The following is a 26,704-nucleotide window of genomic DNA, read 5'->3' on the forward strand; positions in this document are numbered from 1 at the left end:
GCGATCACCCTGGTCTCCGCACTGTTGTGGATCACCACGTGATCCACCGGACAGACCCTAGTTGCCTGCCGAGCTGCTGGGCGGTCACCCGCCCGGCAGCCCGGTCCTCGAACGCCTCGGTCCAAGTCATGGTGTCGAGGCGACCGAACGCCCGCCGGCGCCGCACCTCGGCCCGGCGATGCTCACCGATGGTCCTCGTCGCGATGCCGTACAGCCACGGGCGCGCGTCGTTCCGGTCGGCGGAGAACCGGTCACGTTTCCGGAAAGCCGTCAGGAACGTTTCCGCCGTCGCGTCCTCAGCGACGTCTGGCCCAAGGCGGCGTGCCAGGTAGCGGAATATCTCCGCGGAGTGTCGATCGAACAGCGCGGCGAAGCACTCCGGTTCGGCGAGCGAGCGTTCGATGAGCACGCGATCGGAGAGGGGCTCGGTCACGGCATCACCCGGTGGCACGCTGGATGGGGGGAACAACGTCCGTCCATAGGAGATCCTTTCGGCGTACGGCGCGGTCACCCCTACTCGGCCGAACCCCGACGCACGGTTCCCGATTCGCCGCACGATTTCTTCGAGGGTCCTCGCCCGGCCCCGCCGGAGAAGGGGTAGCCGTAGCGAACGCGGAAAATCAACCCGTGTCTGAGCTGGGGTTATTCGAAGACACGCTCGACGACGGCAGCGGTCTCGGCGGTTCCGGCTCTGAAGTACCGCGCCGAGGTGTCCAGAGACGAGTGACCGAGGAGGGATTGGACCTGGGCGGGGTCGGCGCCGCCTTGGCGCAGGCGGGTGGCGAAGGTGTGGCGGAGCCGGTGCGGGCGCAGGCCGTCGATGCCCGCGGCCTTGCCGACGGCCAGGACGACCTGGGCGATGCCGGAGTCGGTGAGCCGGCCGCGTTGTCCGGTCCACAGCGGGCCGGCCCCGCGGCCGCGCTCATCCAGCCAGTCGGTGATGCGGGCGCGGGCGATCGCCGGGAGGGGGACGGTGCGGGCCTCATCGCCCTTGCCGTGCAGGCGGACGGTGCCGGTGCGGGCGGTGATGGCGACATCCTCGAGTTCGAGCCGGGCGCACTCTTCGACGCGGGCGCCGGCGTACAGCAGCACCGCGACGATGGCGGCGTCGCGAACACCGCGGCGGGCGGCCGCGCGTTCCACGGCGCCCTGCTCGGCGACGGTAAGGGCGTCGGGCTCGCCGGGCTTGGGGACGCGGGCGCGCTTGACCGCGATGCGCAGCCCGGCCTGCTCGTACATCAGCGTGACGGCGGCCAGGGCCTGGTTGACGGTGGCGGGCTTGGCCCGGCCCTCGATCAGATGCCGCCGCCAGGCGGTGACGGCGGCCTCGGCACCGACCACGTCGGCGAACGCGTCCGGGTGCTCGACGGCGCGCTCGGCCAGCCAGGCGACGAACGCGCGGGTCTGCCGCTTGTACGCCTTCACCGTGTTGGCGGCCAGCTTGCACCGGTCGAGGTGCCGGTCCAGCGCGCTCAGCGCGGCCTCGGCGGCCGCGAGCGGGTCATCGGCGCCCGGGCGAAGCGGGACGACGGAGGCGGTCACCGGTCCTGCCCGTCCGCTTCGTTGGAGCCGGTGGGCGGCTGGGACCGGCGGCGCCCGGTGAGAGCCTCCATCGCGGCATCACCGGCCTTCCACGAGGCGCCCATCTGGTCCAGGAACATGGCGTTGCGGTCCAGCCGCGCCTCCATCAGCCGCTGGGCCTCGGCGATCAGCTCGCGGCCGACCCGGTCGAACTCGTCGTAGGCGGCGTCGTAGGCGGCGCGCGCCGCGGCGATCCGCGCCAGGTCACCGGCGGCCTCGGCCGCCTGCAGCTCGGCGTGGGGGATGGTGCGGCGCATCCGGCCCCACTCCTTGAGCGCGGCGGCCAGGGTGTTCTGCCGGGACGCGGCCGACCATTTCCCGACGATCAGCGAGGCGGTGGCCTCGCCGAACTTCAGCGAGCCGCCCATCCGCAGCAGGTCGTCCCACGTCCCGGTGATCAGGTCCTCGTTCCACCGGTCGGCCAGCAGTGGCCCGGCGTGTGGGTAGCGGGCGATCGTGGCGGCCGGGGTGTCGTCACGCAGCAGCGTGATCTTCCCCAAGTCACGGATGCGCGGGGTGAGGGCCTTGCCTACCAGGTCGAACAGCCCGAAGTTGACCAGGGTGGCGCCATGGGTGTCGGTGGCGTGCTCGGTGATCGGCAGATCGGTGGCGTTGCCGAGCAGCTCGTCCAGGGTGAAGTGGCCCTCGCGGGCGGTAGGGACGATCTGCTTGGTCCCGTACGTCGACCACTGGTCGGACACGTGGGTGTAGGTCGACAAGACCCGGCCGCCGTGGATGTTCATGTCCCGGGCCGTCAGCGACTTGCCGCGGACCGGGAACCGCTGCCCGTCGGAGGAGGACATGGTGCCGCCACCGAACGCCTTGGCCAGTTCCAGGCCGTAGTGGTGGTTGACCAGGATCGTGTTGGCCTCGCGCAGCGTCTCCTCCCGCACGTACCACTCCTGCGTCCAGGCCAGGACATCGACGCTGACCCCGCACGCCTCGCTCATCCTGGCCAGCCCGAGATTGGTGACCCCGGCGATCAGCACGGCCAGGATGTTGCGCTTGAGCTCGACCGACTGGACGTGCTTGCGGCCGCCGGCGTGAGTGAAGCAGGCTAGGAAGTTCGTGCGGGCGTCCAGCTCGATCAGCAGCGAGGCGATCGGCACGAACGGCAGCATCCCGGCCAGCTCATCGCGCAGCGCCTTGGCCTCGGCGGAGACATCCTCGGCCGACAGCGGCGGGATGATCAGGCGTCCCTGCTCATCCAGCCGAACGGCGCCGACGTCGCCGGGCGAGGAGGAGGCCAGGGTCTCCTCCAGGTCGTCGAGCGCCTGGTGCAGCTCTCCTCTGGTCTGCTCGATCGCCTCGGCCGCTCCAGCGGGTTTGCGGACAAGCTGGCAGAACTCCGCCCGCCGCCCCTCCCACTGCTCGGGGGTGAACAGGTAGGTGCCGGGGTCGGCGTAGCGGCGCGACCCGGGCACGAACACATCGCCGGAGCGAAGCCCGTCACGCAGCGCCAAGACGGTGCACAGCTCCCAGTAGTGGCGGAACGCGGTGTCGTCTCCGTCACGGCGGGCCCTGGCCAGGTAGTCGGCGTACCGGGCGGGCACGAACGAGGTCGGCGCCCCAGCGGGGACCTTCCGGCCGCCGACGCGGTTGAGCTCCTTCAGCATCGCCACGGCGTTCATCAGGTCCGCGGTGCCGGGTCCGCCGTGGAAGTCGATCGTCTCCAGCACCTGCGGGGTGAACTGCCGCAGGTAGGAGTAGGAGGCCTCCAGCGCCGACAGGCGCCCGTGGTCGCGGGGCAGCGGCTTCCAGCCCATCGCCGACACCTCGCGCAGCGCCTGCATCCCCACCCGCTCCCGCAAGATCCCGCCGACGTCCTCGTCCGGGATCGACGGGTCGGCCAGCACCGGAAGGATCACGTCCATCAGCAGTTGCCGGGCCTCGCCCTTCTTGGCCCGCTCGGCCAGCGCCTCGTTGGTCTTGGCCTTCGCCCGCGACTCGCGTGCCGACACCGCCTGGTCGAACAGCGCGATGGCCTCGTCCAACTGGTCGACGGCCGACTGGGCGACCAGCGCCAGCAAAATCGGGAAGCGCCGTTCCTCGCGCCGCCGCAGCCCCTGCACCGTAGAGCGGCGGCCCAGCGTCGCCAGGAACCTGCGGCGCTCGCGCGGCAGCATCGACAGATCCAGCAGGTGGGCGTCCGTCCCGCGCAGGAACAGCAGCTTGTCGATCGCCAGCTTGACCGCCGCGGCGCTCGCCTCCACCGCCGGCGTGGTCAGCCACGCCAGCCGTGTCGTCCCCACCACCGGATCGGCCACCAGCAGCGCGTCCAGGTCTTGGCGCGTCCGCGCGGTCAGCAGGTGGTCGACCTTCTCCGACGTCAACGCGCCCGCAGCCGACCGGGCCGAGGCGACCAGCTCCATCAGCGTGACCACGCCCGGCCGCGTAACCCTGGCGCTGAGGAGGAACTCCGCGCCCTGGTGGAACAACAGCGATGGGGTGTCGTGCTCCATCGCCCGGTCCAGCAGGAACTGCTCCAGCTCCTTCAACGACTCCCCGCCACTGGGCGCCGGACTCCAGCCCAGATAGGTCTGCACCAGCCGCAGATGGTCGCTGCGGGTCTGCGCCCGCCGCCCGTACTGCTCCAGCGATCCCGGGAACACCGCCAGCTGATTCGCCAACCGCAACACCGCCGCCTGCGGAACCGCCCAGATGTCATCGGGCACGAACCCCAGCCACGGCAGCGTGCACAACTGAACGGCCAGCCCGAGTCTCGCCGCCGGCCCTCGCCCGCCACCACGGCCCTGGTTGTCGATGAACGCCTGATCCCTGCCCGTCAACGTGAAGAACCGGACCAGTTCCTCCCGTCCGATGTCCGGATAGCGCCGCAGCCCCTCCACCTGCTCATCGGAGAAGAACTGCGTGGCCAACCCCACCAACCCCCAACGGATGTATCGGAACCGACACGAACCGTAGCGGCAGAGATCAACACCTGTCCTCAGAACCCGAATAACCCCAGCTCAAACGATGGTTCGTTGGATTTTCCGCGATTGCTACAGGCACCCCCGTTGGGTACGGGGAGCCGCGCGACTCGGGCGACCTCGTACATGTGGTTTTCGATCCACTCGGGCTGGTCGGCGGCTTGCATGGGGCTCCTCAGCGTCGGCGGTCGGGGTCGCGTTGGGCCTGCCAGCGGGAGAGGGCTTCGGCCGAGACGCGGGCGTAGCGGGCGAGGCTGGCGACGTTGGTGTGCCCGGAGAAGGCCAGCAGGGTGGAGGTGTTCGCGCCGTCCTCGGCCGCGTGCGTGAGCGCGGAGTGGCGGAGCTAGTGCAGGGTCCACGGCGCGCCCGGGCAGGTGACGGTCGCGGTGGTGAACAGTTCGGCGGCCCGGCGGTAGGACAGCCGGGCCCGCCCGGTCGCCGGGTCCAGGTCGGCGGCGGCGAGCTGGACGCGGGCCTGGCGGTCGGTGAGGAACAGCGGGCCACGCGTGCGTCCGCCGATCAGGCGGGGCAGCAGGCGGGCGGTGCCGGTCCGCCAGACGATGACGTCGATGGCGTTGCCTTTGCGGCGGATCTTCGCGCACCGGTTCCGCAGATCGAGGTCCCCGACGTCGAGGGCGAGGACCTCGCTGGCGTGGGCGGCGGTCTCGTACAGCATCCGGGCCAGGACCTTGATCCGCAGCTCGATGTCTTCGCGGGCCAGGAAGTCTTCGACGTCGCCGCGGGCGATGGCGCGAGTGCGGTCGGGGGCGCGGCTGCGGCGGCGGAGCCTGCGGGTCGGCCCTCCGCTCCCGAACGTGTCCTCAGCCGCCAAGTAGTTGGAGTGAAAGATCATGACTGCGGTTGATGGTGGTCACGAGTGGGTGACACCGGGGTCGTCGTCGTAGCGGCCTCGCGTCCGGATGGGGGGCGACGACCAGAACCCGTCGCGATCGAGAGAGACGCGGGTCCTACGGCGTCGAGGTGGCCGCCTCGACGCCGTAGGGTGCGGTTACTTCGGCGCCGTGTTGGTCCAGCGGGACTCCAGCACGGTGAAGGAGGTGAACGCCGTACCGGGCTTGGCGGGCACCTTCGTATCCGACTTCTCCACCACGGTCTCGTCGGCGAGCGCCTGGCCCGTCGAGGGATCCATGATGAGCCGGTACAGCGGAACCCGGTTCCCGTCCTTGTCCGTGCCCCCGCCTATGGTGATCGCCGTGCCCGACCGGCCGGCCTGGTCCTTCACCGACCCGGCCTTCCGGACGCCGTGCAGCCCGGCGAGCATCCGGTAGGTGGCCGCGCGGACCTGTGGCGTGAGCGGAGCGCGTATCAGCAGCATGCTGCCGAAGTCGAAGACTCGAGCGTCGTCCGGAATGTCTTCGCCGTTCTTGTCGGCCCGCTGGCCGAGATAGTTGCGGATGGTCAACTCCAGCTCATCCGAGCGCGCCGGGAGGGCGAAGACCTTCCGGAGCGGGAAGGACTCTCCGCTGAGGATCTCAAGGTTGGGATCACTCCGCGTGAGCGTCGCTTTCGCTGGTCCCGGTGCGACCGTCGCGTGGAAGTCCGAGGACCGTGCGTTCTCGAAGGGCGACGGCGAACCCGCACGCCGCCAGGCCGCAGCGTCGGCCGGGCTCGCCGGTTCGGCGCCGAGATGCTGTTTCAGATCCCAGCCGAGCTTTCCGGGGTCGCGAGACATCCAGTACTCCACGCGGTCGCGCGTCTTGATCCAATACGGGTCGCGCTGTGTGCCGAAGAGCAACAGGTCGCTCACCTGCATCCGCACATGCCAGTACTGTCCGTTGGGCTGTGGCTGATGATCGGTCTTCTCCGCGGCCGCGAGCAGGAGCCGGCGGCCGGAATCCTGGCCGGTTTCCGGGTCTGGACCGGTGCCGGCCGACAGGACCGTCAGCGTCACCGCAGTGACCGCGGCGGCCAGCCCGAGCCCGAGCGGCAGCAACCGCGAGCCGCTCAGGAGCCGTCGGCGGGAGGGCCGGCTGAGCCGGTCGAGACGGGCGCGGGCCGCGGCGACTTCGTGCACCGGAGCGGGTGTGGGCGGTCCGTACAGGCCGCGGACCATCTGGATCTCATCCATCGTGTTCCTCCAGGTCGAGCAGTGGATTAGTCCCGCCCAGCACCTCACGTAGCTTTCTTCTGGCCCGGTTCAGTCGTGATCCGACCGTGCCGTACGGGATGTCCAGCGCGGCGGCCACCTCCTCGTGGCTCAGCTCGGCGAGCGCGACGAGCAGCACCACATCGCGGTCCCCGGCGGACAGCCCGGCGAGTGCCCCCGCGAGCCGCCCCCGCAAACCCTCGGCGGCGATCCGACCGGCGATCCGCTCTTCGAGTTCCTCAGACCCGAAGTCCCCGGCGATCCGGTCCATGGCGCGCAGCGCCCGCACCTCACTGCGCCGGTGCTTGCCGACGAGCTTGGTCGCGAATCCGTACAGCCAGGTATGCACGCTGGCACGCGCGGGCTCGTACCGGTCGCGTTTGCGGAACGCGGCGAGGAACGTCTCGGCGGCAACGTCGGAGGCGTTCTCCGGCCCGATCCGCCGCTCCACGTAAGCGCGGATCTCGGCGAAGTAGGCATCGAAGATCGCCCCGAAGCGTTCAGGGACGTCACGGGACTCGCGGATCACGGCGGCGTCGTTGGCCGCGCGCATCGCTGGATCTCCGATCGCGGCGGTCACATTGGGCTCCGTGTCATGTGCGGCCTCTCTATGGCGGGGTTGGCGGTCACCTGGGTCTCACCCGATCTCCCCCAGCGCTTTCACGCGCCGATCCCACCACCGGCCTCAGCCTCCCGGCAGTACCGGCCCGTGAGCAGCAATCGAACGGCCAACGGCGATAGCGAGTTGGGCCGGGCGGAGTTACCGCCGTCCATCGTTCCGATACTGGTCCCGCTGATCCGGAGTAGATCGGCGCCCTGGCCCTGTCGGGATTAGACGATTTCCCGACACCCCGACGGGCCGGCCCGCGGCCCCCCGGAAAACCGGACTCCAGGTAACGAAACACCGCTCCGAGCGGCCGTTTTCGGCCTTGAATTGACGACAGGTTTTCCCGACAGGTAGAAGGGGGTTCGCCGCAATCGTGACCTCTCAGCCAGCTACCTGGCGGCTGGGGACACGTTCGGGAGCGGAGGGCCTTATCCCCGCGCGCCCGGACCGAAATCCGCTGGTTGGCCCAAGCCGCGCGTACCGTCCGTGACCTGCGCCGCTCTTTCTACTTTGCGGCGCCATCGGTCGTCGACACCCGCATCGACACCACGTTACAGCGGCAGGCCCGAGGAGATCCTCGCCTCCGCCGGGCATCGACAACACGGTCGGGACGAACACGCCCCGGGCGGTCCCGGACGATGGTGTTCGCCCAGATGGCCGGGGACTCGTCCTGCGGGCGGCGGCGTACGCTCCATGGTGATCGAGGACGCTCTGCCAGATGAGCGGGGTGAGATCGGCCGCTGGCTCGACGACGGCGCACCCTCCCCGGACCTCCCGGCGGGACGCTCGAATTGATTCAGCCGCGAAGGCGGGAAAGAGGATGGGCCGGCGGGTCGGCTCATCCTCGGCTATCTGCGGGAGCCCGAGAGTGATGTCCGAACTAGCGTCGGCGCTCCTCGGAGTAGACCCTCATCGCCACACAGGACCCGTCTCACACCCAGACCTCCATGATCCAGGACGCTCAGGGGTGTCCACACCCTCGGAGGGAGGGCCCGACACCCTTGATGTCCCAGTCCGCGCGCCACAGCAACCACTGCATCCCATCGGGTGAGACGGCGGCGGCATGCTCGGCAAGCGCCCACTCGTTCGTATGCTCCAACCCCGCGACCACACCGGACACATACTCCCGGACCGCTCATGTGGCTCGGACCGGGTGAACTGGTCCGCGATTCGTGCGTGCACCTGGTCCAGTTCCGCGACAACCGCATCGACCATCACACACGCCATGATCAACTAAGAACCAGGACGCAAGTGCTGTTGCAGTATTAGCCGTCTCTATCTGGACAGGCTTTCGCATGCGCGAAAAACTCGTGCCGCATCTTGATCGATCTGATCACCTTCTTTGCCCAGGCCTGGGATTTGGCCCTCGCATGCAGAGGGGAGAAACAACAGCATGCGATTGACCGCCTGAGCTCCGCATATAGTCCAGCGTCACTTGAACAACGAATTCGCCGCCATCCGGCCGCCGCACAGCGAGGCGAGCTCGTTCATCGCGGTCGCGTCTTCATGTCTTCGGCCGGAAGGTATGACTTATGGCCGAATATTCATTCGAAAGACTCGGTAAATGAGATCTAACATCATTCAAGCTTTCCGAAGACCGATCGGGTATTCGGCCCTGGCGGTAGGGATCGCGGTAGGTGTCACATTCGTGGCCGTCATGTCCGCTTTCGCCATTCGGCAGACCCATACGCGCGCGGCCCAGGCACCAGTGAATCTCGGAACGGCTGCCAACTTCGCAGTTCTGGGTGGTTCGACGGTCACCAACACCGGGCCCAGTGTCGTCACCGGAGACCTCGGGGTGAGCCCGGGCAGCGCGGTGACCGGATTCCCTCCCGGTACGGTGTTCGGAGCCGTGCATCAGGCCGATGCCGTCGCATCACAAGCTCAAACCGATCTGACCACAGCGTACAACGACGCAGCAGGGCGGACCCCGGCCGCAGCACTCCCTGGTGACATCGGCGGCCTGACGCTTACGCCTGGTGTCTATAAAGCATCGTCGTCGCTAGGGCTGACTGGCACGGTCACTCTCGACGGCCAGGGCGATCCCAACGCCGTCTTCATCATCCAGGTCGGCTCCGCACTCACAACCGCATCGAGCAGCGTGGTGCGACTCATCAACGGAGCACAAGCTTGCAACGTCATCTGGCAAATAGGCAGTTCCGCGACTCTGGGAACAGGATCGACATTCCGCGGGAACATCCTCGCCCTGACGTCCATCACAGTGACGACCGGAACGAACATTTTCGGTCGAACCTTGGCCCGCAACGGCGCCGTCACCCTCGACACCAACGTCATCAGTAAGGACGACTGCCAGTCGACCCCCACACCCACTCCTACAGTAACGGTGACCAATACGGTTACCGCCACACCAACGGTGACGGCAACCGCCACCGTGACGGCGACACCGACTGTGACGGTCACCGCTCAACCGACCGCGACACCGACTGTGACGGTCACCGCTCAACCGACCGCGACACCGACTGTGACGGTCACCGCTCAACCGACCGCGACACCGACTGTGACGGTCACCGCCCAGCCGACCGCGACACCGACTGTCACGGTCACCGCCCAGCCGACCGCGACACCGACTGTCACGGCGACCAGAACCGTGACCGCTCAACCGACGGCCACACCGACTGTCACGGCGACCAGAACCGTGACCGCTCAACCGACGGCCACACCGACTGTCACGGCGACCAGAACCGTGACCGCCCAGCCGACGGCGACACCGACCGTCACGGTGACCGCCAAACCGACGGCCACACCGACCGTCACGGCGACCAGAACCGTGACCGCCCAGCCGACGGCCACACCGACCGTCACGGTGACCGCCAGACCGAGAGTCATCGTGACTCCGTGTCGGCCTACAGGCAGCCATTCGAGCGGCCTTACGAGCAGCACCACCAGCAGCCATTCAAACGGCAAGACGGATGTCGATATCGACCATCATGGCCGCGCATATCACCGCAGCATGACCCACATGCGCGAGGTGCAGCTCCCACGCTGGATTCTTCGCTGAACCAGCAGATAGCGCACGCCCGGGGTGCTCCGATCGGCCCCCGGGCGTCAGCTCTGCCCCGGGACACACCAACCAGAGCCTCCACCGAAGCCGGGGCGGAGCAGTGGTGCCACGCGCCCCAGCGACGGCAGCCGTTACGGCGCCTCAACTGCGCTTGGTCTGCTGTGCAGCCGCTGGGCGGGCCCTTGCCGGACAGGTCACGCGCTGCGGTCTTGGTCTGCTCGGCCATCTGCGCGAATATCGCACGGCCCAGGCGGCTGAGTGACCTCAGCCGCGCCGAACGCTGCGCGTGGTCCTCCCGGAACGGCCGGGTAAGGGTAGGTTTAGCAGTGAATTCTTCCGGGTCGGACCTCATGACGGCGCCCTGCTGCGGTCGCCCGGCCAACGCGGAACGGTCCGTTGGTCTTGGACGGGGGAATTGATCATGAACGGCATCGTTGTAGGCCTGGCCGTCGGGGTGGGTTATCTGTTGGGCCGGACGCGAAAGTTGAAGCTGGTGATGACCCTGGCCGCTGCGAGAGCATCCGGTCGGTTCGGCAAGAAACCGGCCGAGCTGGTGAAGCAGGGCAGCGAACTGCTCGGCTCCTCGCCCGAACTCAAAACACTCACCGACATCGTACGCGGACGGCTCATCGAGGCCGGCAAGGCGGCGGCGGTGGCGGCGGTCAGCAGCCAGATCGACGCGTTGAGCGACCGGCTTCAAGAACGTACCCGTTCGCTGAGCCGACCCGCCGCGCCCACCCGAGGCGCGGACCAAGGGGGCGAGAAAGCCGACGAGGAAGAAGGCTACGACGAGGAGCCGGTGGGGGGTGAGCGACAGGGACGGCCGAGGCGGGGCCCGGCGTCCGCGCGCGAGTGGCCGCGCCCGCGGCACCGTGGGCAGGACACCGAATCCGAAGGTAACGAAGAAGCGTCGCGGGCCAGGCCGGTGGGTCGGCCGCCCGTACGACGGAGGCGAGACCTGTGACCGATCGACTCCGAGACGCCGCTCGCAGCGCCGCGGCCAAGGCGCCGGGCGGGAGTCTCATGCAGGACCCCTCCACACCGACCGCCTGACCAAGATCGGTGACCTGGGCAGATTGTAGGCAGTCCATCGGCGTAGGCATGGTCCGCGTGTTCGTGCATCTGCGTCCCCCTCGCTGGGGGCCGTCAGGAGGCTGTTGCGGCGCTACCGGGCCCGTGTGATCGCCGAAGTGCCTGCGGGAGGGTAGTGACGGCCTGGGTCGGTTCAAGAGCGTCCCTGGTCCTGTGTCTTGCGGAAGCGGCTTGGCTGGGAGGGGAGTGCTCGACCGATGAGCGGTGATGGGGCCGGTCGCCTGCCGGTGTCGGACGGCGTAGTTGTGATCTGAATCAGGTTCGTCGACGGTGGGCCGGCGATCGAACCCCAGGCGGCTCGGTGGTGCCCGTAGGCGGATTTACCAAGATCGCGGCACGCGAGCACATATGGAGCACACGTGGTCGCCGAACCGCCCCAAAACAGACACTGGGCGCTCCCGGTGGAACCGAGAACGCCCAGGTCGGGACGGGTGCGCCGCCAGGGACTTGAACCCCGAACCCGCGGATTAAGAGTCCGCTGCTCTCGTGTCAGATCAGCGCTCTCACTGTCAGACTATGCCGGTTCGTCCGCGACTCCGCCGGTTCCGATGCCGGGTAATGCCGCCGACTGATGCCCTGTCTCAGGGCATCCGAGCACACAGCGAGCACATGCACGGATGACATTGGTGGTGGGCGAACCCCACATGCGTGGGGAGGACGCCAGGTAGGCCAGGTCGTCGGCGAAGCTGACGGGAACACCCTCACGTGCGTGGGGAGGGACCCGGACCACACGGGCTGGCCGCACAGCGACTGCGGAATACCCCCCACGTGCGTGGGGAGGACGGACTGATCCGCACGATCCACGGCGAGGGCACCGGAACACCCCTACGTGCGTGGGGAGGACGCCGCTTCCCAAGCCGCGACATGCGATTCCCACGGAACACCCCCGCGTGCGTGGGGAGGACCCGTACGCGCCCACCAGCGTCAGGCCCCGGATCGGAACACCCCCACGTGCGTGGGGAGGACCGAGCCCCCACCGCGCACACTGCGCGGTCGATCGGAACACCCCCACGTGTGTGGGGAGGACGGGATCCGGTCCAGCCACGGGACGTAGGCCAGCGGAACACCCCCACGTGCGTGGGGAGGACGAGGAGCTTTATCAGCAGCGCGACCCGGATCTCGGAACACCCCCACGTGCGTGGGGAGGACCAGAAGATGACGTGGGCGTTCTTCCGGAAGTACGGAACACCCCCCACGTGCGTGGGGAGGACCAGAAGATGACGTGGGCGTTCTTCCGGAAGTACGGAACACCCCCACGTGCGTGGGGAGGACGGGTGGGCCTGGTCCCACTGCTCCGGGTGGACCGGAACACCCCCACGTGCGTGGGGAGGACGACCTGTACGCGGTCACGTTCGGCCTGGACGCCGGAACACCCCCACGTGCGTGGGGAGGACCCGGTGACGAGGCGGGCGGCCCCCGGCTCGGCCGGAACACCCCCACGTGCGTGGGGAGGACCCCACGTTGATCGGGGCGGACGCGAAGAACTCCGGAACACCCCCACGTGCGTGGGGAGGACTCGCTGGCGTCGTACCGGCCGGCGGCGTTGTGGGGAACACCCCCACGTGCGTAGGGAGGACACGCTGCACACGTACAGGCCCGACCCCAGCCACGGAACACCCCCACGTGCGTGGGGAGGACCGCGAGGCCCGAGTCGTCCAGGCGATCGTCGACGGAACACCCCCACATACGTGGGGAGGACGCGACCTGCCCGAAGTTCCGGAAGTTCGACGCCGGAACACCCCCACGTGCGTGGGGAGGACGGGGCCTCAAACTTTTTTGAGTGCTCGTGAGCGGAACATTCCCACGTGCGTGGGGAGGACCGAATCGGCGGCGAGGTCGGCAGCGGAACACGCCCACCGGCGGGTTCAAGACTATGCTCACTTTTCAGGAATCAAGAATCGGCGACGGGTCGTGCTTTTTATGTGCGTCGAGGATATCGCGTAGGTGCTATTTCGTCAGGTGACAAATCCGGGCCTCCCCGTTAGTGGGGAATATGGATATTGTGGTCGCGCGGTTCCGTACACCTGAGGTCACGGCCACCTTAGGTGTAGCGGTCTCAGATGCCGCATTCCGCCAGCCCAAACCAGACCATTAATAATCTGGATAACGAAAAGTTGTGCGCCGCGTGATGGAGCGGCCGGGTTCCGGATATGGCACCCTTAGTTTCTCTCCTGGAGAAGGTTTGTCTAACGTCTGATCAATTTTGGAGTGCGGCGAGAGAGATTAGGCCGCAACCGTAGGCGCGGCCTTTGCCGATTCCGTATTGGAGGGCGTGGAGGAAGGCGTCGCGGTCGGTGATGACGAGCCGTCCGTCGAAGCGAATGGCTTCGATGCGGATGGTGTGGCGATCGGGGCCCTTCTTCTGTCGGCCTTGTAGCACGGGCCGTGGGCTGGGAACGACGTCGGGTTGGCCGTTTGCTGCAAGTGGTAGGACGAAGCCGTGTCGTTCTCCTTGGCGGGCGAGCCAGGCGACCTGGGCCCGTGGGTCGCGGTGCGCTACGCGCTTGCCATTCTTCCGCTGTCCTGGCGTGCCGCCGGGATGGATGGTTCGGGTGGCGTTCGCGGTGAGCCGGAAAGCCAGATGACGTCCGGGGGCCACGGCATCGAGGGCCGGCTGGAGATCGCGTACCTGAGCGGGTTCTGCCAGGTAGTCGTCTGGTAGGTAGCTCCAGTCTGGTTCGGAGCGGCTCTGGACGTAGAGAACGAAGCCGCGAGGTGCTTCATCCAGCCTCCAGAGCACGCCGTGGGCCATCCTGGCTGGCTGGTCGTTGTCGACCTGGGGGAACGCCGACATGATCGTCCGATGCATGTCCTGGATGTCGGCGTTGTCTCGCCGGAACTCTCGGGAGAAGACGTTGATCGTCAGTTTGCTCAGGAACACCCGGGGTCTCCTGCGGTGATCATCTCGGTGGTCAGCGGGGTGGATGTAATCCGTACCGTTCGGGGACGGAATCGGCGCGCGTCGTTGGCGAACGAGACGGGGTGATCGTGCCTGACCTCGGCGTCGGGGTCCGACGGCGCGCAGTCCAGCACCATCCGGAGCTCTGGGCTACGACCTTTCTCGATGTTCGTGAGCTCGGACCGCCGGGCGTTGTGTCGGTCCTCCAGCCAGGGGTGGGTGCGGAGGGCGTCTTCGAGTGGCTGGTCAACGAGGCCCGAGCCGGTCAGGACGCCCTCGGCGTTGCTCTCTTTGACGAGTGGGCGGGCGGGGACGAATGCTTTGCGGCCAAAGTAGATCGGCCACTGAGGACGCCGTACGGCTCTATCGAGTCGTTCGAGGAGATCGCGGTCGTTGCCTTCGACGCCGAGGAGGAACACGGCGTCGGCCAGGTAGTAGCGATGAGTGACCACGGTCTGCCGGTTGGAGCTTGAGGTGTTGGGCACGTTCTGGGCGGTGTGGTAGTCGCTTTCAACGAGTCCCTCACGGTCTACGCGTACGCCTATGCGCAAGCCGGCGAGAACCGCGACCTGCTCATCATCGTCGCGGCCGACGCCGAGGGCGGCGGCGAGCAGGCCGATGACGCCGGACTTGGTGGGTTCTAGTGCGGTGTCCCGCACGGTGAATCGTGACGCGACGGTTCCCCAGGACTGCATCGGCGCGTCGAAGCACATGAGCAAGGATGCAGTCACGGGCTAACCTCGCGCGCCGTTGAGAGCCTTGGCGGTGAAGGCGTCGAGGTCGGCGGCGGTCTCGTCCGGTCCGAACGGCTGGAGTTCTTCGTTGAGGGATGCGGCGATGACCGTGCGGAGGGTGGTGGCGCCGTAGAAGCGCCGTAGCTTGTCGAAGTGGTCACCGAGGCGGCGTGAGGAGGCGACCATCACGCCGTCGCTCGCGCTCTCCTTGGTGTCTACCGGCTTGAGGAAGGCGTTCGCCAGGTTCCATGCCCCGCTGTCTCGTACGACGCCGAGCAGCGTCTCGGGCATGGTGCGGGCGGCCATGGAGTTCTGCTTGCCGGTGGGCACGGCGTTGATGAAAGCGTGAAGCCATGCTTTCGCGGCACGCTCCACGAGAGCGTCGTCACCACCCAGATTCTTGGTGAGTTGTTCGAGGTCAAGGTTGGCGTAGCGGTAGTAGCAGGCGGCGTTGAAGCCGACATCCCCGATCATGTCTGCGCCGGCTTCGGCGTCGGGTTTGAGGTCATCGACGGCGGTGTAGTAGTCGAACTCGTTCGCCACCGAATGCGTGGAGATGGCGTGGGCCACCTGGGACGCGGCGTTGACGTTGAAGTCCTTGTTGTCGGCGATCATGCGTCCGAACAGCGCTACGTCGGCCGCTCGGCGTGCGTCGAGGAGGTCGCGGGCGGCCTTGGCGGCGTTTCCGGTGGGCTTGACTTTTTTCGCTGCCGTTGCGGCGACGTTCTCCCCCTCGCTGTCGCCGTCGCCCTTCTTCTTACGTTTGCGTTCAGCTTCTTCTTCGGCCTTCGCTCGTGCTTCGGCGAGCTTGTCCCATTCGCGGTCGCAGAAGTCGGCGAGTACCCCGCCAGACTGCTGGCCGACGAAGAGAAGATATTCTGTAAGCCCGTTCTTTTTGACACCGAAGCCGAGAGACTGCAGACCAATTTCGGCGACTCCGGGAGCAAGGTCAGCATCCCGACCGCGTTCGACGAGTACCTCGGCCGCTGCGTCCCGCAGGCGCTTGGTCCGAACTCCTACCTCGGATTCATCCAGGCCGAACTTGGTGAGTTCCTGGCGTGCAGATCGCTTAAGGCACTGGCTGGAGATACGTGACCGGGTGCAGCCCCCGAACGTGACCGTTTTGGGCTGGCCGAACTCGTCGCGATTCAGGTTGCTGGTCGGAAAGGACTGAAGGAGGTGAAGCTCGATGATCAAGGTGGCTCCGGTGATTGGTTGTGTCGGGTTAAGCTGCCGTCTCAGGGCCGGTTATAGTCACGCGACCACGCCAGGCGCGCGGACTGTGCCATATCGTCATCGCCGCCGAACAGTCTCAGCAAGTCGTCGAACAGGCGTCGGTAATCGATCGGGATTCGGTCGGCGCGCAAGAGTTGAACGGCCTGATATAGGTAGTAGGGGAGTGCGGCCTCATCTACGGAGACGAGCTGGATGAAACGCCGGTCGACCGAATCGCCGCGGTTGTTCTTCAGTTGCCGCATGGACGCGCCGAGCGTCGGTCGCCAAGAGCCGGAGGGAGGCATGCGATACGGGTAGCGGTGTGCGGCGAACAAAGCCCCTAGCAGGACCCACACGCGCTCTTCCCGGGGCGGTGGATCATGCGCGAAAACGACCGCGAACGCTTCAGCTTCTTGGCGCGGGCCGGAAAAATAACGTCGCAGCCGCGCCAGGTCACGTCGTGCTTCGGCTAGACGCCATGCCTCATCGGACTCGAGGCCGTAGTGCAGACGGTGCAGGTAGTTGACGAATTCCGCCCTACGGTCGGTGAGGGGGGAGGTCATACGGCGGCTTCCTCAGGGGGTGCGGGCAGGTCTCGGGTCAGTTCGCTGTCGAATCGCTTGCGCAGCCAGGACAGCCGTCCTTCGAAGCGGCCGACGTGCTCGGCCGCGAGCAGGAGATAGCGGCCTCGGCGCGGAGCGCCCTCGGCCCAGCGGCGAGCGGCCTCGCGCGCGACGTTGGTCACCTCGTCGCGCCACGCAGACAGTGACGCCAGCGGCTGTTGGGTCCGCAACTCTTCGGCGAACGTTAGAAGAAACCGTCTGAACGGATCCGTCAGTCGTGGCCAGTACAACAGGTCGATACTGATCGAACCGTCTGGAACGTCTCCGAACGTTTTCAGGTAGTTCCATTCCATGCCGTACAGCGCTTTCCCGACCTCGTCTGCTAGCCATATGGCGTGTCCCATCGGAGCCTCGGCCTCAGGCAGTTCGGCGCGCAGTAGTGCGATCGGGGCCGGAACGGCCTCCTCGTGCCAGGAGCGGACCGAGCCTCCCTGGTCACTGAGCCGCTGCCCCATTACCCGCAGCGTGTAAACGGCGTCTTCGGGAATGCTCCCGTACTCCGCCAGCATGGCAATCTGATCCATCGCTGCCGGACGTCGCCGCGGCGCAGTTTCTCCTGGCGAGAGAAGGAGTTCCTGGCTGTGCCGCCATATACCGCGGCGCCCCTGGAGCTTCACCGGAGTGAGGGACCCTTGTTTGGCCTTAGTACGTCGTTGATAGGCAGCCATGTGTTCGGCTCGGGCCAGATCGATCTGTTTCGCGGTACCGGTGCGCAAACGAGTCCCGGGGGTGATGACGGCACCGTCCACGATTGGGCCGTCGGCGCCTTCGCGGTGTCGTAGGAGCACCCGACGTGATGGCCAGGTGAGCATGTCCGTCCATCCGAGCGGGCTGCGCTCGTCCGGTTCCGGTTGCGGCGGTTCAGCCTCCCAGGCTGGGCGGTCATCATGCGTCGTACCGTGCGGGACACCGTGATCCGGGTCGTACGTGAGCAGGTTGAGTAGGAGTGTCTCCTTCAACGTCGATCCCTCGACAAGAACGCAACCGAACAGGTTGCCCGGAGCCGGCTCGGAGTATCTCTGCTTGCGATAAGCAGACTTCGTGCCTCCGGTGTCGTAGAAAAGCAGGGTGACCAGCCAGCGTGCCGCCTCGGCCGGACGGATCGTGACGGGCCGCTCGGACGTCGTGTGGTCGAACAGCGTCCTGTTGTTTCCGGCCGCCCGGTACATCACCAGCTTGGCCGGCGTGATCGTCGTGCAGGACGCTAGCAGGGGACACTGCAGAAACGGACGGCTCGGATGGAACAGGTCAAACCTGCCGGGCCACTGGCGGACGTACTCCTCGATCGGCGCCGTGTCGAACCCATCGGCCATCCACAGCCGATTCCAGGCGTCCTCGTCTGACGGTCCGTAGACGCGGTGAGTGAATGCGAGGACGAGCCGGTGCAGCGCCGCGGTCATCGTGGGGCTCTCGCCGGCGATACGGCGCGACTCGTGCGCACGCCGGACCAGGTCGGCCAGGCCAACCTCGTATAGCTCCCCACTGGTGCCGACGATCGGCAACCATGGCTGAGTGATCAGATCGAAGGTCAAACCCCCTCCTTCTTTGCCAAGCCCGCATGCTTCCAGAGGGCACCGACAAAATGAGGGGCGATCTAGCGCATCGACCTGATCCGGTCAGTCATAGTCGGGAAATATGACGCCAAATCGTGGCAAATAGCGCATGTTGATGTCGCCGATCTTGGCCGCGCCAGCGTGGAAGACAAGGGGACGGTGATGGCACAGCCACGACGATGCGTTGAACAACGGCGGGACCGGAATACGCATAAGTGCCGCACGTATCTCGCTGGGCACGTCCCCGCCGATGGTGACCGTCGAGTCCAGGAGACAGGTGAGCACGGCAGCACTTGGAGGTCCGGCGCTGTTCAGGTCAACACAGCAGCCTCCTGCCACGGTGACTGGAATTTCCAGGTCACCTCCGTCGTTCAGTAGCGCCAGCGGCGCGCCCTCGTCGAGGTACTCGTTATCGATCAAGGGCGACCGCTCCTCAGTCGAGTGGCCGTCGCGCTGTAAGGGATATGGGTCAGTTCATGAGCATGCAGTCCTGGGCGCGGAAACGGGAGGTAGAGCTCTCGCGCCTCCGCTCGCTCGCGATCGAGACGACCGTTCATCCTTTCTGCGGCCTCATCCCAGCGTCGTTCCCATCCCGGGGGACAACTGATTGCCTCACCCGGCCTGTAGACGGCCTCGATCAGTTCTCGTACGTCATCGGGTGAGTGGATCTCGCTTCGATCCTGGAGGCAGGCCCAGGTGCGCAGGAGCAGAGCCGACTGATACACCGCGCTAACCCCAGCAGGGAACCGCGGACCTTCACCCGTATCTGTGAAGCCGCACAACCCCAGCACCAGATCGCGCTCTCCGCGAGGATGTCTGCCGAGTCGCCCCATGCGCTGGATGAGACTGTCGACGGGAGCGAGGTCACTGACCATGACATCGACGTCGTAGTCGAGACTCTGTTCCAGAATCTGAGTTCCGACCACGATGAACCTACCCGGGCGTTCCCTGTCTTCCGATGGAGGGCCGAGGGCCTCACGAATGCGGTTCTCGGCCCTCCGCCGCTGCGCGGACTCCATCCGAGCATGCAGGGATATCAGCTCCGGCCGCCGATCCTCGGGAAGGTCACGAATCGCCTCCTGCAGGCTGTCATACGTCGCGTGAACGGACCGAACGAGGTTATGAATCACCGCGGCGCAGCCACCAGACTCAATCCGGCGCAGAACCCAAGAAACGACGTCCTCGTCCTGAACACGTTCGAGTCGCACCACCCGATCGGCATTAAGGGTGCATGGATCGACAGGTTCGGCGCCGTACCCGTCGGCATCAGCCCACGTCACCAACGGATAGCGCTGCGCTTCGTCGGGGACGTCTCGAGTTGGAAGCTCACGTGGTGAGCACCGGAGCAGACCGGCCCGCCACGCGGTAACCAGTTCCTCGCGTCTCGCCGACGGCAGCGTCGCAGACAGCAGAATCACCGGTACGCCAAGCCGCCCCAACCAGGCCAGCAAACGATCCAAAAGCATGGACATGTAGGTGTCGTAGGCGTGCACCTCGTCGATGACAACGACCTTTCCCGAGACGCCCGCCAGGCCCACGAATCCATGCCAAGTACGGATCGCAGTCCTCAGCACCTGATCGACCGTGCCCACGCCGACAGGGAAGATCAATCCCTTCTTCCTGGTGAACCACTCTCGCTCGGAGCCGGCTGTCTCATCGGGCCCGTCCCGATTCACATCGATCAGATCGAGCGGCTCTGCCTCTCCGGCTTCGACAACGCGTTCGGCAGCGGTCTGATCATCGTCCGCACCCTGCAACAGCCTGACCCGCAACGGGACCGGAGAGTGATCCACCAGCTCCTGAGCTTCTTCCAACATCCGCCGACTGGTCGCCTTGGTCGGCATCGCGACGTACATTCCGACCAGCCCGAGCTTGTGGACGAACATCGCAGCGGCCTGAAGAGCGGCCTTGGTCTTCCCCTCGCCCGTTGGCGCCTCGACCACGACGATCCCCGGCCCAGCCATTCGGTCGACAAGACGCTCGACCGCCGCCTGGACCGGCCGCACTGTATCGACCTCCGGAAACAGCGCCGTAAAGCCGGTGCTCGGAGGTGGTTGCCATGGGATCCACCCGAGCTTGTGGATAGCGCGTCGAATGCGCTCGCTCGCCACTACGAGGTACGCGGCGAGGTCGACGTTTTCGCCCGCAAAGTCGTCCTTGCGCAGGTCGGAGGCGATCCAGTCGCTCACCGACGTCAGTCCGGCCAGGCTGACCAGTGCGCCGGCCTCTGGGCGCACCTCCACCCACGGCAGCGAGGCCGGATCCGGAAGCCCGAGTAGCCGAACGTATTCCCCAACGAGCTCCCTACGCCAGCCAGGCCACTGCCGGGTGCCGGAGTCACCCTTTCGGTTCCGGCCCTGCCGAATCTCTCCAGCGCCCGGAACGATCCCATGATGGCCACCCAGAATCGACGAAATCTGCAACGCCTCCTGCGGACGCGCCCCCCACTCCCGCAGCAAATCGGTGAGGAACGCGGCCGTGAGTACACCATGTCGCGTGTCCGTCCGCTCGGCTGCCCTCTCTTGCGGCAGTCGCCGTAGGTCCCCTGCGGCTTCCGGGCCAAGCAGCCGCTCCGCAAGGTCGACCCGGAGCGCCTGGAACGCCGGTGACAGCTTTCCCAGGTCATGCAACCCAGCGAGTGCCGCTATCCACCCATCCGCATCCCCTAGAGATGCGAACGCGTCCCGCAACTCCTCACGGCAACGCGGCCCCACCATCAGACCCAAGAGCCGCTGCGCCACCACCGCCGTATCCACCGCGTGACAAATGAGCGGATGCGGTACGACTCCGGACCCTGCTTTCCCCCATGGTTGCCGAACATCGAACGCCATGCGTCTCTCCGATCGTCCATCCGCCCTGGGTTGTGGTCCGCGCATCCGTGCTGCGAGCGTCTGTCATGAGGCTTGGCGGTTCAGCCTAAGGGTGGCCTCGTGTCGAGCAAGGAGATCCTCTCTATGAGATCCTTGCTCGCTGTGCACTGGACGATGTGGAGCAGTCCGCATCAGGTCGAACGAGCTTTGACAATTACATCCAGCTTCCGGGAATGTTAGTGTGATCGACTGTTCTACTCGGTTGTTCCGGCGATTCGTCCACCCCTACGGATGTGGGGATGATTCCTCCCGTATGCACAGCGGCACGGCGACGCGGAGGTGCTCCTCACGCACGTGGGGGTGATCCGCCGTTCAAGGAGGACGGGCCGAGCGGCGACGAATGTTCCCACGCACGTGGGGTCATCCGGCCGCAGGGTCGCCGGGCACGGTGACGGCGACGCGCTCCCCACGCACGTGGGGGTGTTCCGGTCAGTCCACCGGCTCTGCTGGAGCTGGTCAGGTGCTCCCCACGCCCGTGGGGGTGATCCGGACGCCTGCGTGCGCGGCGCGGACGACCCGATGTGCTCCCCACGCCCGGGGGTGATCCGCTCACGGCGTACGGGTCGGTCGTGCCGGACCCGTGCTCCCCATGTAGTGGGGTTGATCCATTTCCTACGCGCGGCAGGCGGATGGTCTGCTGGTGGTCCCCACGCACGTGGGGGTGATCCGTTCGGGTCCTTCAGAAGGATGGCCTCAACCTCGTGCTCCCCAAGCCCGTGGGGGTGATCCGACCACCATCGATACACACCTGAATTAGTGCCGTGCTCATCTACCCCGATAACAACGAGCAGGAATTCTCGCTCCGAAGCCGCCGGCGAACGCCGCAGGTGACCCATCGACTTCGACGGCCTGACCCTCATCCGAATGGCCGCAGTCGAAGCCGCACCCTCGATGCTCCCAGCGGACCCAGCATCGTGAATTGCGGCCATAATTGGGCCACGAACGGCCTATGCCGCTGAATCACTGCAGGTCGCGAAGTGTGCTCCCCACGCACGTGAGGGTGATCCGTAGCGGTGCTCCACCCAGCCGGGCAGGGAGACGTGCTCCCCACGCACGTGGGGGTGATCCGTGGGCGACGAGCTACGCCGAGGCGTTCCTCGCGGTGCTCCCCACGCACGTGGGGGTGATCCGCTGGTAACCGCCCATGCCGTGGCGACCGCTGCGTGCTCCCCACGCACGTGGGGATGAGCCGGAATCCATCGTGCCCGGGGGCCGCGCGGGGCGTGCTCCCCACGCACGTGGGGGTGATCCGTACCAGACCGCGCTCCGGATCCTCGGACTCGGGTGGTCCCCACGCCCGTGGGGGTGTTCCGAATCTGCGTATCGGCTACTGCCGTAGCGCCACGTGGTCCCCACGCCCGTGGGGGTGTTCCGACCCGCGCGTCGTGCGGCAGCAGGTTGTTGTAGTGGTCCCCACGCCCGTGGGGGTGTTCCGCCCGAGGGCTCGCTGGTGCTCGGCGCCGCGGTGTGCTCCCCACGCCCGTGGGGGTGTTCCGGCGTAGTCCATGCAGGCGATCCGCCGCTCGAGGTGCTCCCCACGCCTGTGGGGATGTTCCGATCGACGCCGCGACGCTGTTCGGGATCGACAAGTGCTCCCCACGCACGTGGGGATGATCCGCGATCACCCAAGCCGAGCAGCGCAAGGCGAGCGTGCTCCCCACGCACGTGGGGGTGATCCGGTGTTCGACAGGCTCGAGGAGCCGATGAGCAGGTGCTCCCCACGTGGGGGTGATCCGGCCGGTATGCCGACGGGCTCACGGACGGAAGGGTGCTCCCCACGCACGTGGGGGTGATCCGTACAGGCACAACATGCGGTCGTCGTGCTTGACGTGCTCCCCACGCACGTAGGGGTGATCCGATCGTGCAGGTGTTCGGGTCGTACTGGTCGACGTGTTCCCCACGCACGTGGGGGTGATCCGATCAACTACGCGTCCGACTCCAAGTCCGTGGCGTGCTCCCCACGGACGTGGGGGTGTTCCGGCGGAGATGCAGGCCGCGATCCTCGCCGACCTGTGCTCCCCACGCGCGTGGGGGTGTTCCGCCTGGGAGTTCCCCGGGGTTCGCGACTTCGCGTGCTCCCCACGCACGTGGGGGTGATCCTTGAAACGGCCCGGGGATTGTGGGACTTGCCCCGTGCTCCCCACGCACGTGGGGGTGATCCGACGGTGGACGTGTCGTACTGGCCGCGCTGGCGGTGCTCCCCACGCACGTGGGGGTGATCCGCCGCAGCGCACAGCACCGTACGTGTCCGACGGGTGCTCCCCACGCACGTGGGGGTGATCCCCTCGTGAAATGGGTGTCGAACAGGGCGGCAAGTGCTCCCCACGCACGTGGGGGTGATCCGTCCGCAGGCATCACCGGCATAGTCCACGGCGTGTGCTCCCCACGCACGTGGGGGTGATCCGTGGGCCGGGTCTCCGCTGTTCCGGCGCGACGTGTGCTCCCCACGTACGTGGGGGTGATCCCCCGGTGTAGCGCAGGTCCCAGCCGGACCCGGGGTGCTCCCCACGCACGTGGGGGTGATCCGTCAGCGGACGCCTCAAGGTCGCTGACGGTGTCGTGCTCCCCACGCACGTGGGGTTGATCCGCACCGGGGCCGGGCCACCGCGCTGTGGGCGGCGTGCTCCCCGCGCACGTGGGGGTGATCCGGGCGGCAGGATGCCGAGCGAGCCGAGTAGGCGGTGCTCCCCACGCACGTGGGGGTGATCCGATGGGAGTCCAGTTCGACGCCAGCCTCGAGCAGTGCTCCCCACGCGCGTGGGGGTGATCCGAACGGAACCCGATGACCGACCTGAAGATCGACGTGCTCCCCACGCACGTGCCGGCGGACGGCACGCTGACGGTTCTCGTCGATGAGTGCTCCCCACGCACGTGGGGTGGTCCGGAGACGCTCGGCTGGCTGCTTCGCCAGATCGAGTGCTCTCCACGTACGTGGGGGTGACGAACTAGGGGGCAGTGGGTGATGAGGTTACGGAGTGCTCCTCACGGACGTTGGGGTGATCTGTGCCATGCGTGCGGCGGGTGTCGTGGCTTCGGATCACCCCCATGGGTTTTGAGAGAGGAAACCCTGGCAATCGTGCTGTGAGCAGCTTCTGACGCTCCGTAGAAGCATGGGCTGCCCGCAAGGCCGACGCCTGACCCTGCACGGCACAGGCGACGCCATTTACTCCAAGGTCAGACAGCTCTGTCGTCATGTTCGGCCGGTGTTGTGACTACGTGAAGGGAATGAGACTTGCCGATGGTCGATCGCTTGGCTGGGGTGAGGAGGGCGGCGACGTCTTCGGCGGCTTGTCGTGCAAGGTCGGGCAGAACGGAGGTGTAGGTGTCGGCAGCGATCGTGATGGAGGACAGTCCGAGGGTTTCTTGGACCACCTTCATGTCGTGGCCTGCGGCTAGTAGGAGGGTGGCGGCACCGTGGCGTAGGTCGTGGAGCCGGATCGGGGGCAGGTCGGCTTCGAGGCACAGCCAGTGGAACTGCTCGGTCACTTCCGCCGGGTCGATAGGGTCCCCGGTGGCCGTGGTGAAGACGAACTCGGTGTGGGTCCAGGCGGTTGCGGCGGCGAGGCGTTCGCGGTTGTGGCGGGCCTTGTGGGCGAGGAGTTCGTCGGTGGTTTGTTTGTCGAGTGCGACCTGGCGTTCGCCGGCGTCGGATTTGGGTTGGCCTTGGTGAGTGGTGCCGCCGATCTGGACGATTTGCCAGCGGATGGTGATCAGGCCGTCTGCCAGGTCGATGTCGGGCCAGCGTAGGCCGCAGGCTTCGCCGCGGCGTAGGCCGCGGAAGGCAATGAGGTGGTAGAGCGCGTAGAGCCGGTGGCGGCGGGCGCGTTGGAGGAAGACGCTAGTCTGCTCGGGTGTCCAGACCATGACGGGTGAGGGCCGGGGGGTGGCGATGTAGGCGTCGTAGGCGGTCACGCTGGTGCCGAGTTTGGCTCCGTGCGGGCTGGCCGCGGCCAGTAGCGTCTTACGGTCCTTGGTGGCGGTGATGTGGGCGTCGCGGGCGGTACGCCAGGCCTGGATGCGGGCGGGTGTCCAGACCAGTGCCTTGGGGCGCTTGCCAGCGGGCAGTTCGATGAGGGCGGCGGGATTGATGTCGATCAGCCGCTGCTTGATGGCGGTGTTCAGCGCGGATCGGAGTGTGGCGCGGATCCGCTGCTTGGTCGCCGCGCTGATCAGGCGGCGGCCTTTGACCTTGGCGATGAGCTGCGGGTCGCCGCTGGCGCGAGCGGCCCGGATGGTGTGATTGAGGTCGTCGATCGCCTCAAAGACGCGGGCGACGTCACTGACCTGGAGCCGGTCGAGACGCACATCTCCGATCTGAGGGATCAGGTACAGGCGGATGTGGGATTCGTAGGCGGCGGTGGTGCCCGGCCGTAGCCGCTGTTTGTTGCTCAGCCATTGGGTGAGCCATTGCGCCACGGTGAGGTGGCCGTTCAGGTCCTGGCCGGTGCGGATCTTGCGGCGCAGCGCGGCGGGGTCCGGCAGCCGTTTGGTGGCCCTGATCTCCTGGGCGATGGCGTCGATGATTTTCGCGGTGATCTGCGGGTCATCCCCGGCGATGGCCAGCAGCTCGCGGGCGGCGTCCATTTCTTTTTGCGCTTCGTCCTGGGTGGGGAACCCACCGCGGCGCAGCGGGCCACGGCGGGTCCCCTCCGGGGTGAGCGGCAGTTCTAGCTGATAGATCCAGGTGCCGTGGTCCCGGCTCCAGGCGCCGGAGCGCCGCCGAAGCTTCGGGCACTGCTGCCCCAGCTGTTTACCGGTCTGGGCGTCGCAGCAGCCACATCGCTTGAACGTCTTACCGGTCGGCATGGGTTCACCTTCTGCTAGGTCGGGTTGCCGCCGGTGGGGGACAGGCCGAGCAGGGCGAGCAGCTCGGCGGTGGGCACCATGTAGGTCTTGCCGATGCGGATGATCCGGCAGGGGAACTGCCCGCTGCGGGCGAGCTCGTAGCTCTTGGTGCGTCCGATCCCGAGTGCCCGGCCTGCGGTGACCAGGTCCACCACGGCCGGCAGTGTGCTGATGTCCGCCAGCGACAGCGCCTCCTTCATCGCCGCCCCCTGAGGGGTCCAGCGGGGGAGAGGCCGAAAGAGCACCCTGCTGGGCCTTCGCGGAGCGGGGCCGTTGGCGTGACGTTCGGTGCTGACGGTTGTGCGGTGCCACGGGCAGGGCCGGATTCGGCAGCGCATCGGCACGCGCGTTTTTGCTGGCTGCCGGATGCTCGGTCCCACGCCTGTGGCGGCCACCATGCACGCTCGGCTCGATCCTGGCCGTCAAGTGCAATCTGCTGGACCGGCGTGCGCCGACCGCACGGATCAGGGCCGACCGATCGCCCGGCGACGGCATCAGCACCGTGCCAGCCCGCTGCAGGTCGAACCACAGGGCGGTGAATACGACAGGGGCCTGGGCTACGGATTGACGGCGGCGCTCGAATACTGAGCCAGTGCCGACTCTTGAAAACGGACCCACCTGGAGGC

Annotated in this window: 18 protein-coding genes, 1 tRNA gene and 1 CRISPR repeat array; of the genes, 3 read left to right on the forward strand and 16 right to left on the reverse strand. The window is 67.0% G+C overall.

The features are described 5' to 3' along the window. Window positions 1–31: 31 nt before the first annotated feature. From ABD978_RS14595 to ABD978_RS14620, 6 genes are all read right to left on the reverse strand, one after another. Window positions 32–511: an RNA polymerase sigma factor gene (locus tag ABD978_RS14595; RefSeq protein WP_345353887.1), complete on the reverse strand. Its 480-nt coding sequence runs from the start codon at window positions 509–511 to the stop codon at window positions 32–34. A 131-nt stretch (window positions 512–642) separates the two neighbouring features. Beyond that, window positions 643–1,542 carry a tyrosine-type recombinase/integrase gene (locus ABD978_RS14600; RefSeq protein WP_345353888.1) on the reverse strand — a complete coding sequence of 300 codons (900 nt, stop codon included), beginning with the start codon at window positions 1,540–1,542 and terminating at the stop codon, window positions 643–645. Continuing rightward, entirely contained in the window at window positions 1,539–4,460 is a 2,922-nt protein-coding gene (locus ABD978_RS14605; RefSeq protein WP_345353889.1) for a Tn3 family transposase, read from the reverse strand. Before ABD978_RS14605 ends, ABD978_RS14600 begins: the two co-directional genes overlap by 4 nt. A gap of 394 nt (window positions 4,461–4,854) precedes the next feature. After that, window positions 4,855–5,364, reverse strand: coding sequence for a tyrosine-type recombinase/integrase (locus tag ABD978_RS14610; protein WP_345353890.1), 510 nt, complete (start codon window positions 5,362–5,364; stop codon window positions 4,855–4,857). Between the two features lie 156 nt (window positions 5,365–5,520). Beyond that, a complete protein-coding gene (locus ABD978_RS14615) occupies window positions 5,521–6,600 on the reverse strand; it encodes a CU044_5270 family protein (RefSeq protein ID WP_345353891.1) in 1,080 nt (359 codons plus the stop codon). Beyond that, window positions 6,593–7,198, reverse strand: coding sequence for an RNA polymerase sigma factor (locus ABD978_RS14620; protein WP_345353892.1), 606 nt, complete (start codon window positions 7,196–7,198; stop codon window positions 6,593–6,595). Before ABD978_RS14620 ends, ABD978_RS14615 begins: the two co-directional genes overlap by 8 nt. Window positions 7,199–8,882: 1,684 nt before the next feature. Between ABD978_RS14620 and ABD978_RS14630 the strand changes: the two genes are divergently transcribed. Together ABD978_RS14630 and ABD978_RS14635 are read left to right on the forward strand one after the other, a co-directional pair. Continuing rightward, window positions 8,883–10,244 carry an ice-binding family protein gene (locus ABD978_RS14630; protein ID WP_345353903.1) on the forward strand — a complete coding sequence of 454 codons (1,362 nt, stop codon included), beginning with the start codon at window positions 8,883–8,885 and terminating at the stop codon, window positions 10,242–10,244. A 424-nt stretch (window positions 10,245–10,668) separates the two neighbouring features. Further along, window positions 10,669–11,211, forward strand: a complete 543-nt coding sequence (locus tag ABD978_RS14635) for a hypothetical protein (RefSeq protein ID WP_345353893.1) — start codon at window positions 10,669–10,671, stop codon at window positions 11,209–11,211. A gap of 560 nt (window positions 11,212–11,771) precedes the next feature. Here ABD978_RS14635 and ABD978_RS14640 read toward each other — a convergent pair. The 8 genes from ABD978_RS14640 to cas3 form a co-directional block, all read right to left on the reverse strand. Beyond that, window positions 11,772–11,840, reverse strand: a tRNA-Lys gene (locus ABD978_RS14640). A gap of 1,696 nt (window positions 11,841–13,536) precedes the next feature. Beyond that, the gene (cas6e, locus tag ABD978_RS14645; protein ID WP_345353894.1) at window positions 13,537–14,220 is read right to left on the reverse strand and encodes a type I-E CRISPR-associated protein Cas6/Cse3/CasE; all 684 of its coding nucleotides are present in this window, start codon (window positions 14,218–14,220) and stop codon (window positions 13,537–13,539) included. Beyond that, window positions 14,211–14,969 carry a type I-E CRISPR-associated protein Cas5/CasD gene (cas5e, locus tag ABD978_RS14650; RefSeq protein ID WP_345353895.1) on the reverse strand — a complete coding sequence of 253 codons (759 nt, stop codon included), beginning with the start codon at window positions 14,967–14,969 and terminating at the stop codon, window positions 14,211–14,213. Before cas5e ends, cas6e begins: the two co-directional genes overlap by 10 nt. A gap of 3 nt (window positions 14,970–14,972) precedes the next feature. Then, complete coding sequence (gene cas7e, locus ABD978_RS14655; protein ID WP_345353896.1) at window positions 14,973–16,169, reverse strand: type I-E CRISPR-associated protein Cas7/Cse4/CasC; 1,197 nt, start codon at window positions 16,167–16,169, stop codon at window positions 14,973–14,975. 41 nt (window positions 16,170–16,210) lie between these two features. Next, window positions 16,211–16,750: a type I-E CRISPR-associated protein Cse2/CasB gene (gene casB / locus ABD978_RS14660; RefSeq protein WP_345353897.1), complete on the reverse strand. Its 540-nt coding sequence runs from the start codon at window positions 16,748–16,750 to the stop codon at window positions 16,211–16,213. After that, on the reverse strand, window positions 16,747–18,342 hold the full coding sequence (gene casA / locus ABD978_RS14665) for a type I-E CRISPR-associated protein Cse1/CasA (RefSeq protein ID WP_345353898.1): 1,596 nt from the start codon (window positions 18,340–18,342) through the stop codon (window positions 16,747–16,749). The genes casB and casA overlap by 4 nt, the downstream gene beginning before the upstream one ends. 84 nt (window positions 18,343–18,426) lie before the next feature. Beyond that, window positions 18,427–18,783, reverse strand: coding sequence for a hypothetical protein (locus ABD978_RS14670; RefSeq protein WP_345353899.1), 357 nt, complete (start codon window positions 18,781–18,783; stop codon window positions 18,427–18,429). After that, window positions 18,780–21,194: a CRISPR-associated helicase Cas3' gene (cas3, locus tag ABD978_RS14675; protein ID WP_345353900.1), complete on the reverse strand. Its 2,415-nt coding sequence runs from the start codon at window positions 21,192–21,194 to the stop codon at window positions 18,780–18,782. The genes ABD978_RS14670 and cas3 overlap by 4 nt, the downstream gene beginning before the upstream one ends. 1,807 nt (window positions 21,195–23,001) lie before the next feature. Beyond that, window positions 23,002–24,004: a CRISPR direct-repeat array (repeat unit 29 nt; unit sequence GTGCTCCCCACGCACGTGGGGGTGATCCG). Between the two features lie 11 nt (window positions 24,005–24,015). Here cas3 and ABD978_RS43895 point away from each other — a divergent pair. Continuing rightward, a complete protein-coding gene (locus tag ABD978_RS43895; RefSeq protein ID WP_425550717.1) occupies window positions 24,016–24,174 on the forward strand; it encodes a hypothetical protein in 159 nt (52 codons plus the stop codon). Between the two features lie 233 nt (window positions 24,175–24,407). Here ABD978_RS43895 and ABD978_RS14680 read toward each other — a convergent pair whose 3' ends face one another. Next, a complete protein-coding gene (locus ABD978_RS14680) occupies window positions 24,408–26,039 on the reverse strand; it encodes a tyrosine-type recombinase/integrase (RefSeq protein ID WP_345353901.1) in 1,632 nt (543 codons plus the stop codon). A gap of 14 nt (window positions 26,040–26,053) precedes the next feature. Then, window positions 26,054–26,278: a helix-turn-helix domain-containing protein gene (locus ABD978_RS14685; protein WP_345353902.1), complete on the reverse strand. Its 225-nt coding sequence runs from the start codon at window positions 26,276–26,278 to the stop codon at window positions 26,054–26,056. Window positions 26,279–26,704: the final 426 nt, after the last annotated feature.

Source organism: Actinoallomurus liliacearum, assembly GCF_039542035.1.
Taxonomy (GTDB): Bacteria; Actinomycetota; Actinomycetes; order Streptosporangiales; family Streptosporangiaceae; genus Actinoallomurus; species Actinoallomurus liliacearum.

What these genes read in the sequence shown, in the direction of transcription:
- cas3 (WP_345353900.1), bottom strand. Translation starts at nt 21,194, where the DNA reads ATGGCGTTCGATGTTCGGCAACCATGGGGGAAAGCAGGGTCCGGAGTC.
- ABD978_RS14635 (WP_345353893.1), top strand. Translation starts at nt 10,669, where the DNA reads ATGAACGGCATCGTTGTAGGCCTGGCCGTCGGGGTGGGTTATCTGTTG.
- ABD978_RS14630 (WP_345353903.1), top strand. Translation starts at nt 8,883, where the DNA reads ATGTCCGCTTTCGCCATTCGGCAGACCCATACGCGCGCGGCCCAGGCA.
- ABD978_RS14685 (WP_345353902.1), bottom strand. Translation starts at nt 26,278, where the DNA reads ATGAAGGAGGCGCTGTCGCTGGCGGACATCAGCACACTGCCGGCCGTG.
- casB (WP_345353897.1), bottom strand. Translation starts at nt 16,750, where the DNA reads ATGACCTCCCCCCTCACCGACCGTAGGGCGGAATTCGTCAACTACCTG.
- ABD978_RS14610 (WP_345353890.1), bottom strand. Translation starts at nt 5,364, where the DNA reads ATGATCTTTCACTCCAACTACTTGGCGGCTGAGGACACGTTCGGGAGC.
- ABD978_RS14680 (WP_345353901.1), bottom strand. Translation starts at nt 26,039, where the DNA reads ATGCCGACCGGTAAGACGTTCAAGCGATGTGGCTGCTGCGACGCCCAG.
- ABD978_RS43895 (WP_425550717.1), top strand. Translation starts at nt 24,016, where the DNA reads ATGACCGACCTGAAGATCGACGTGCTCCCCACGCACGTGCCGGCGGAC.
- ABD978_RS14615 (WP_345353891.1), bottom strand. Translation starts at nt 6,600, where the DNA reads ATGGATGAGATCCAGATGGTCCGCGGCCTGTACGGACCGCCCACACCC.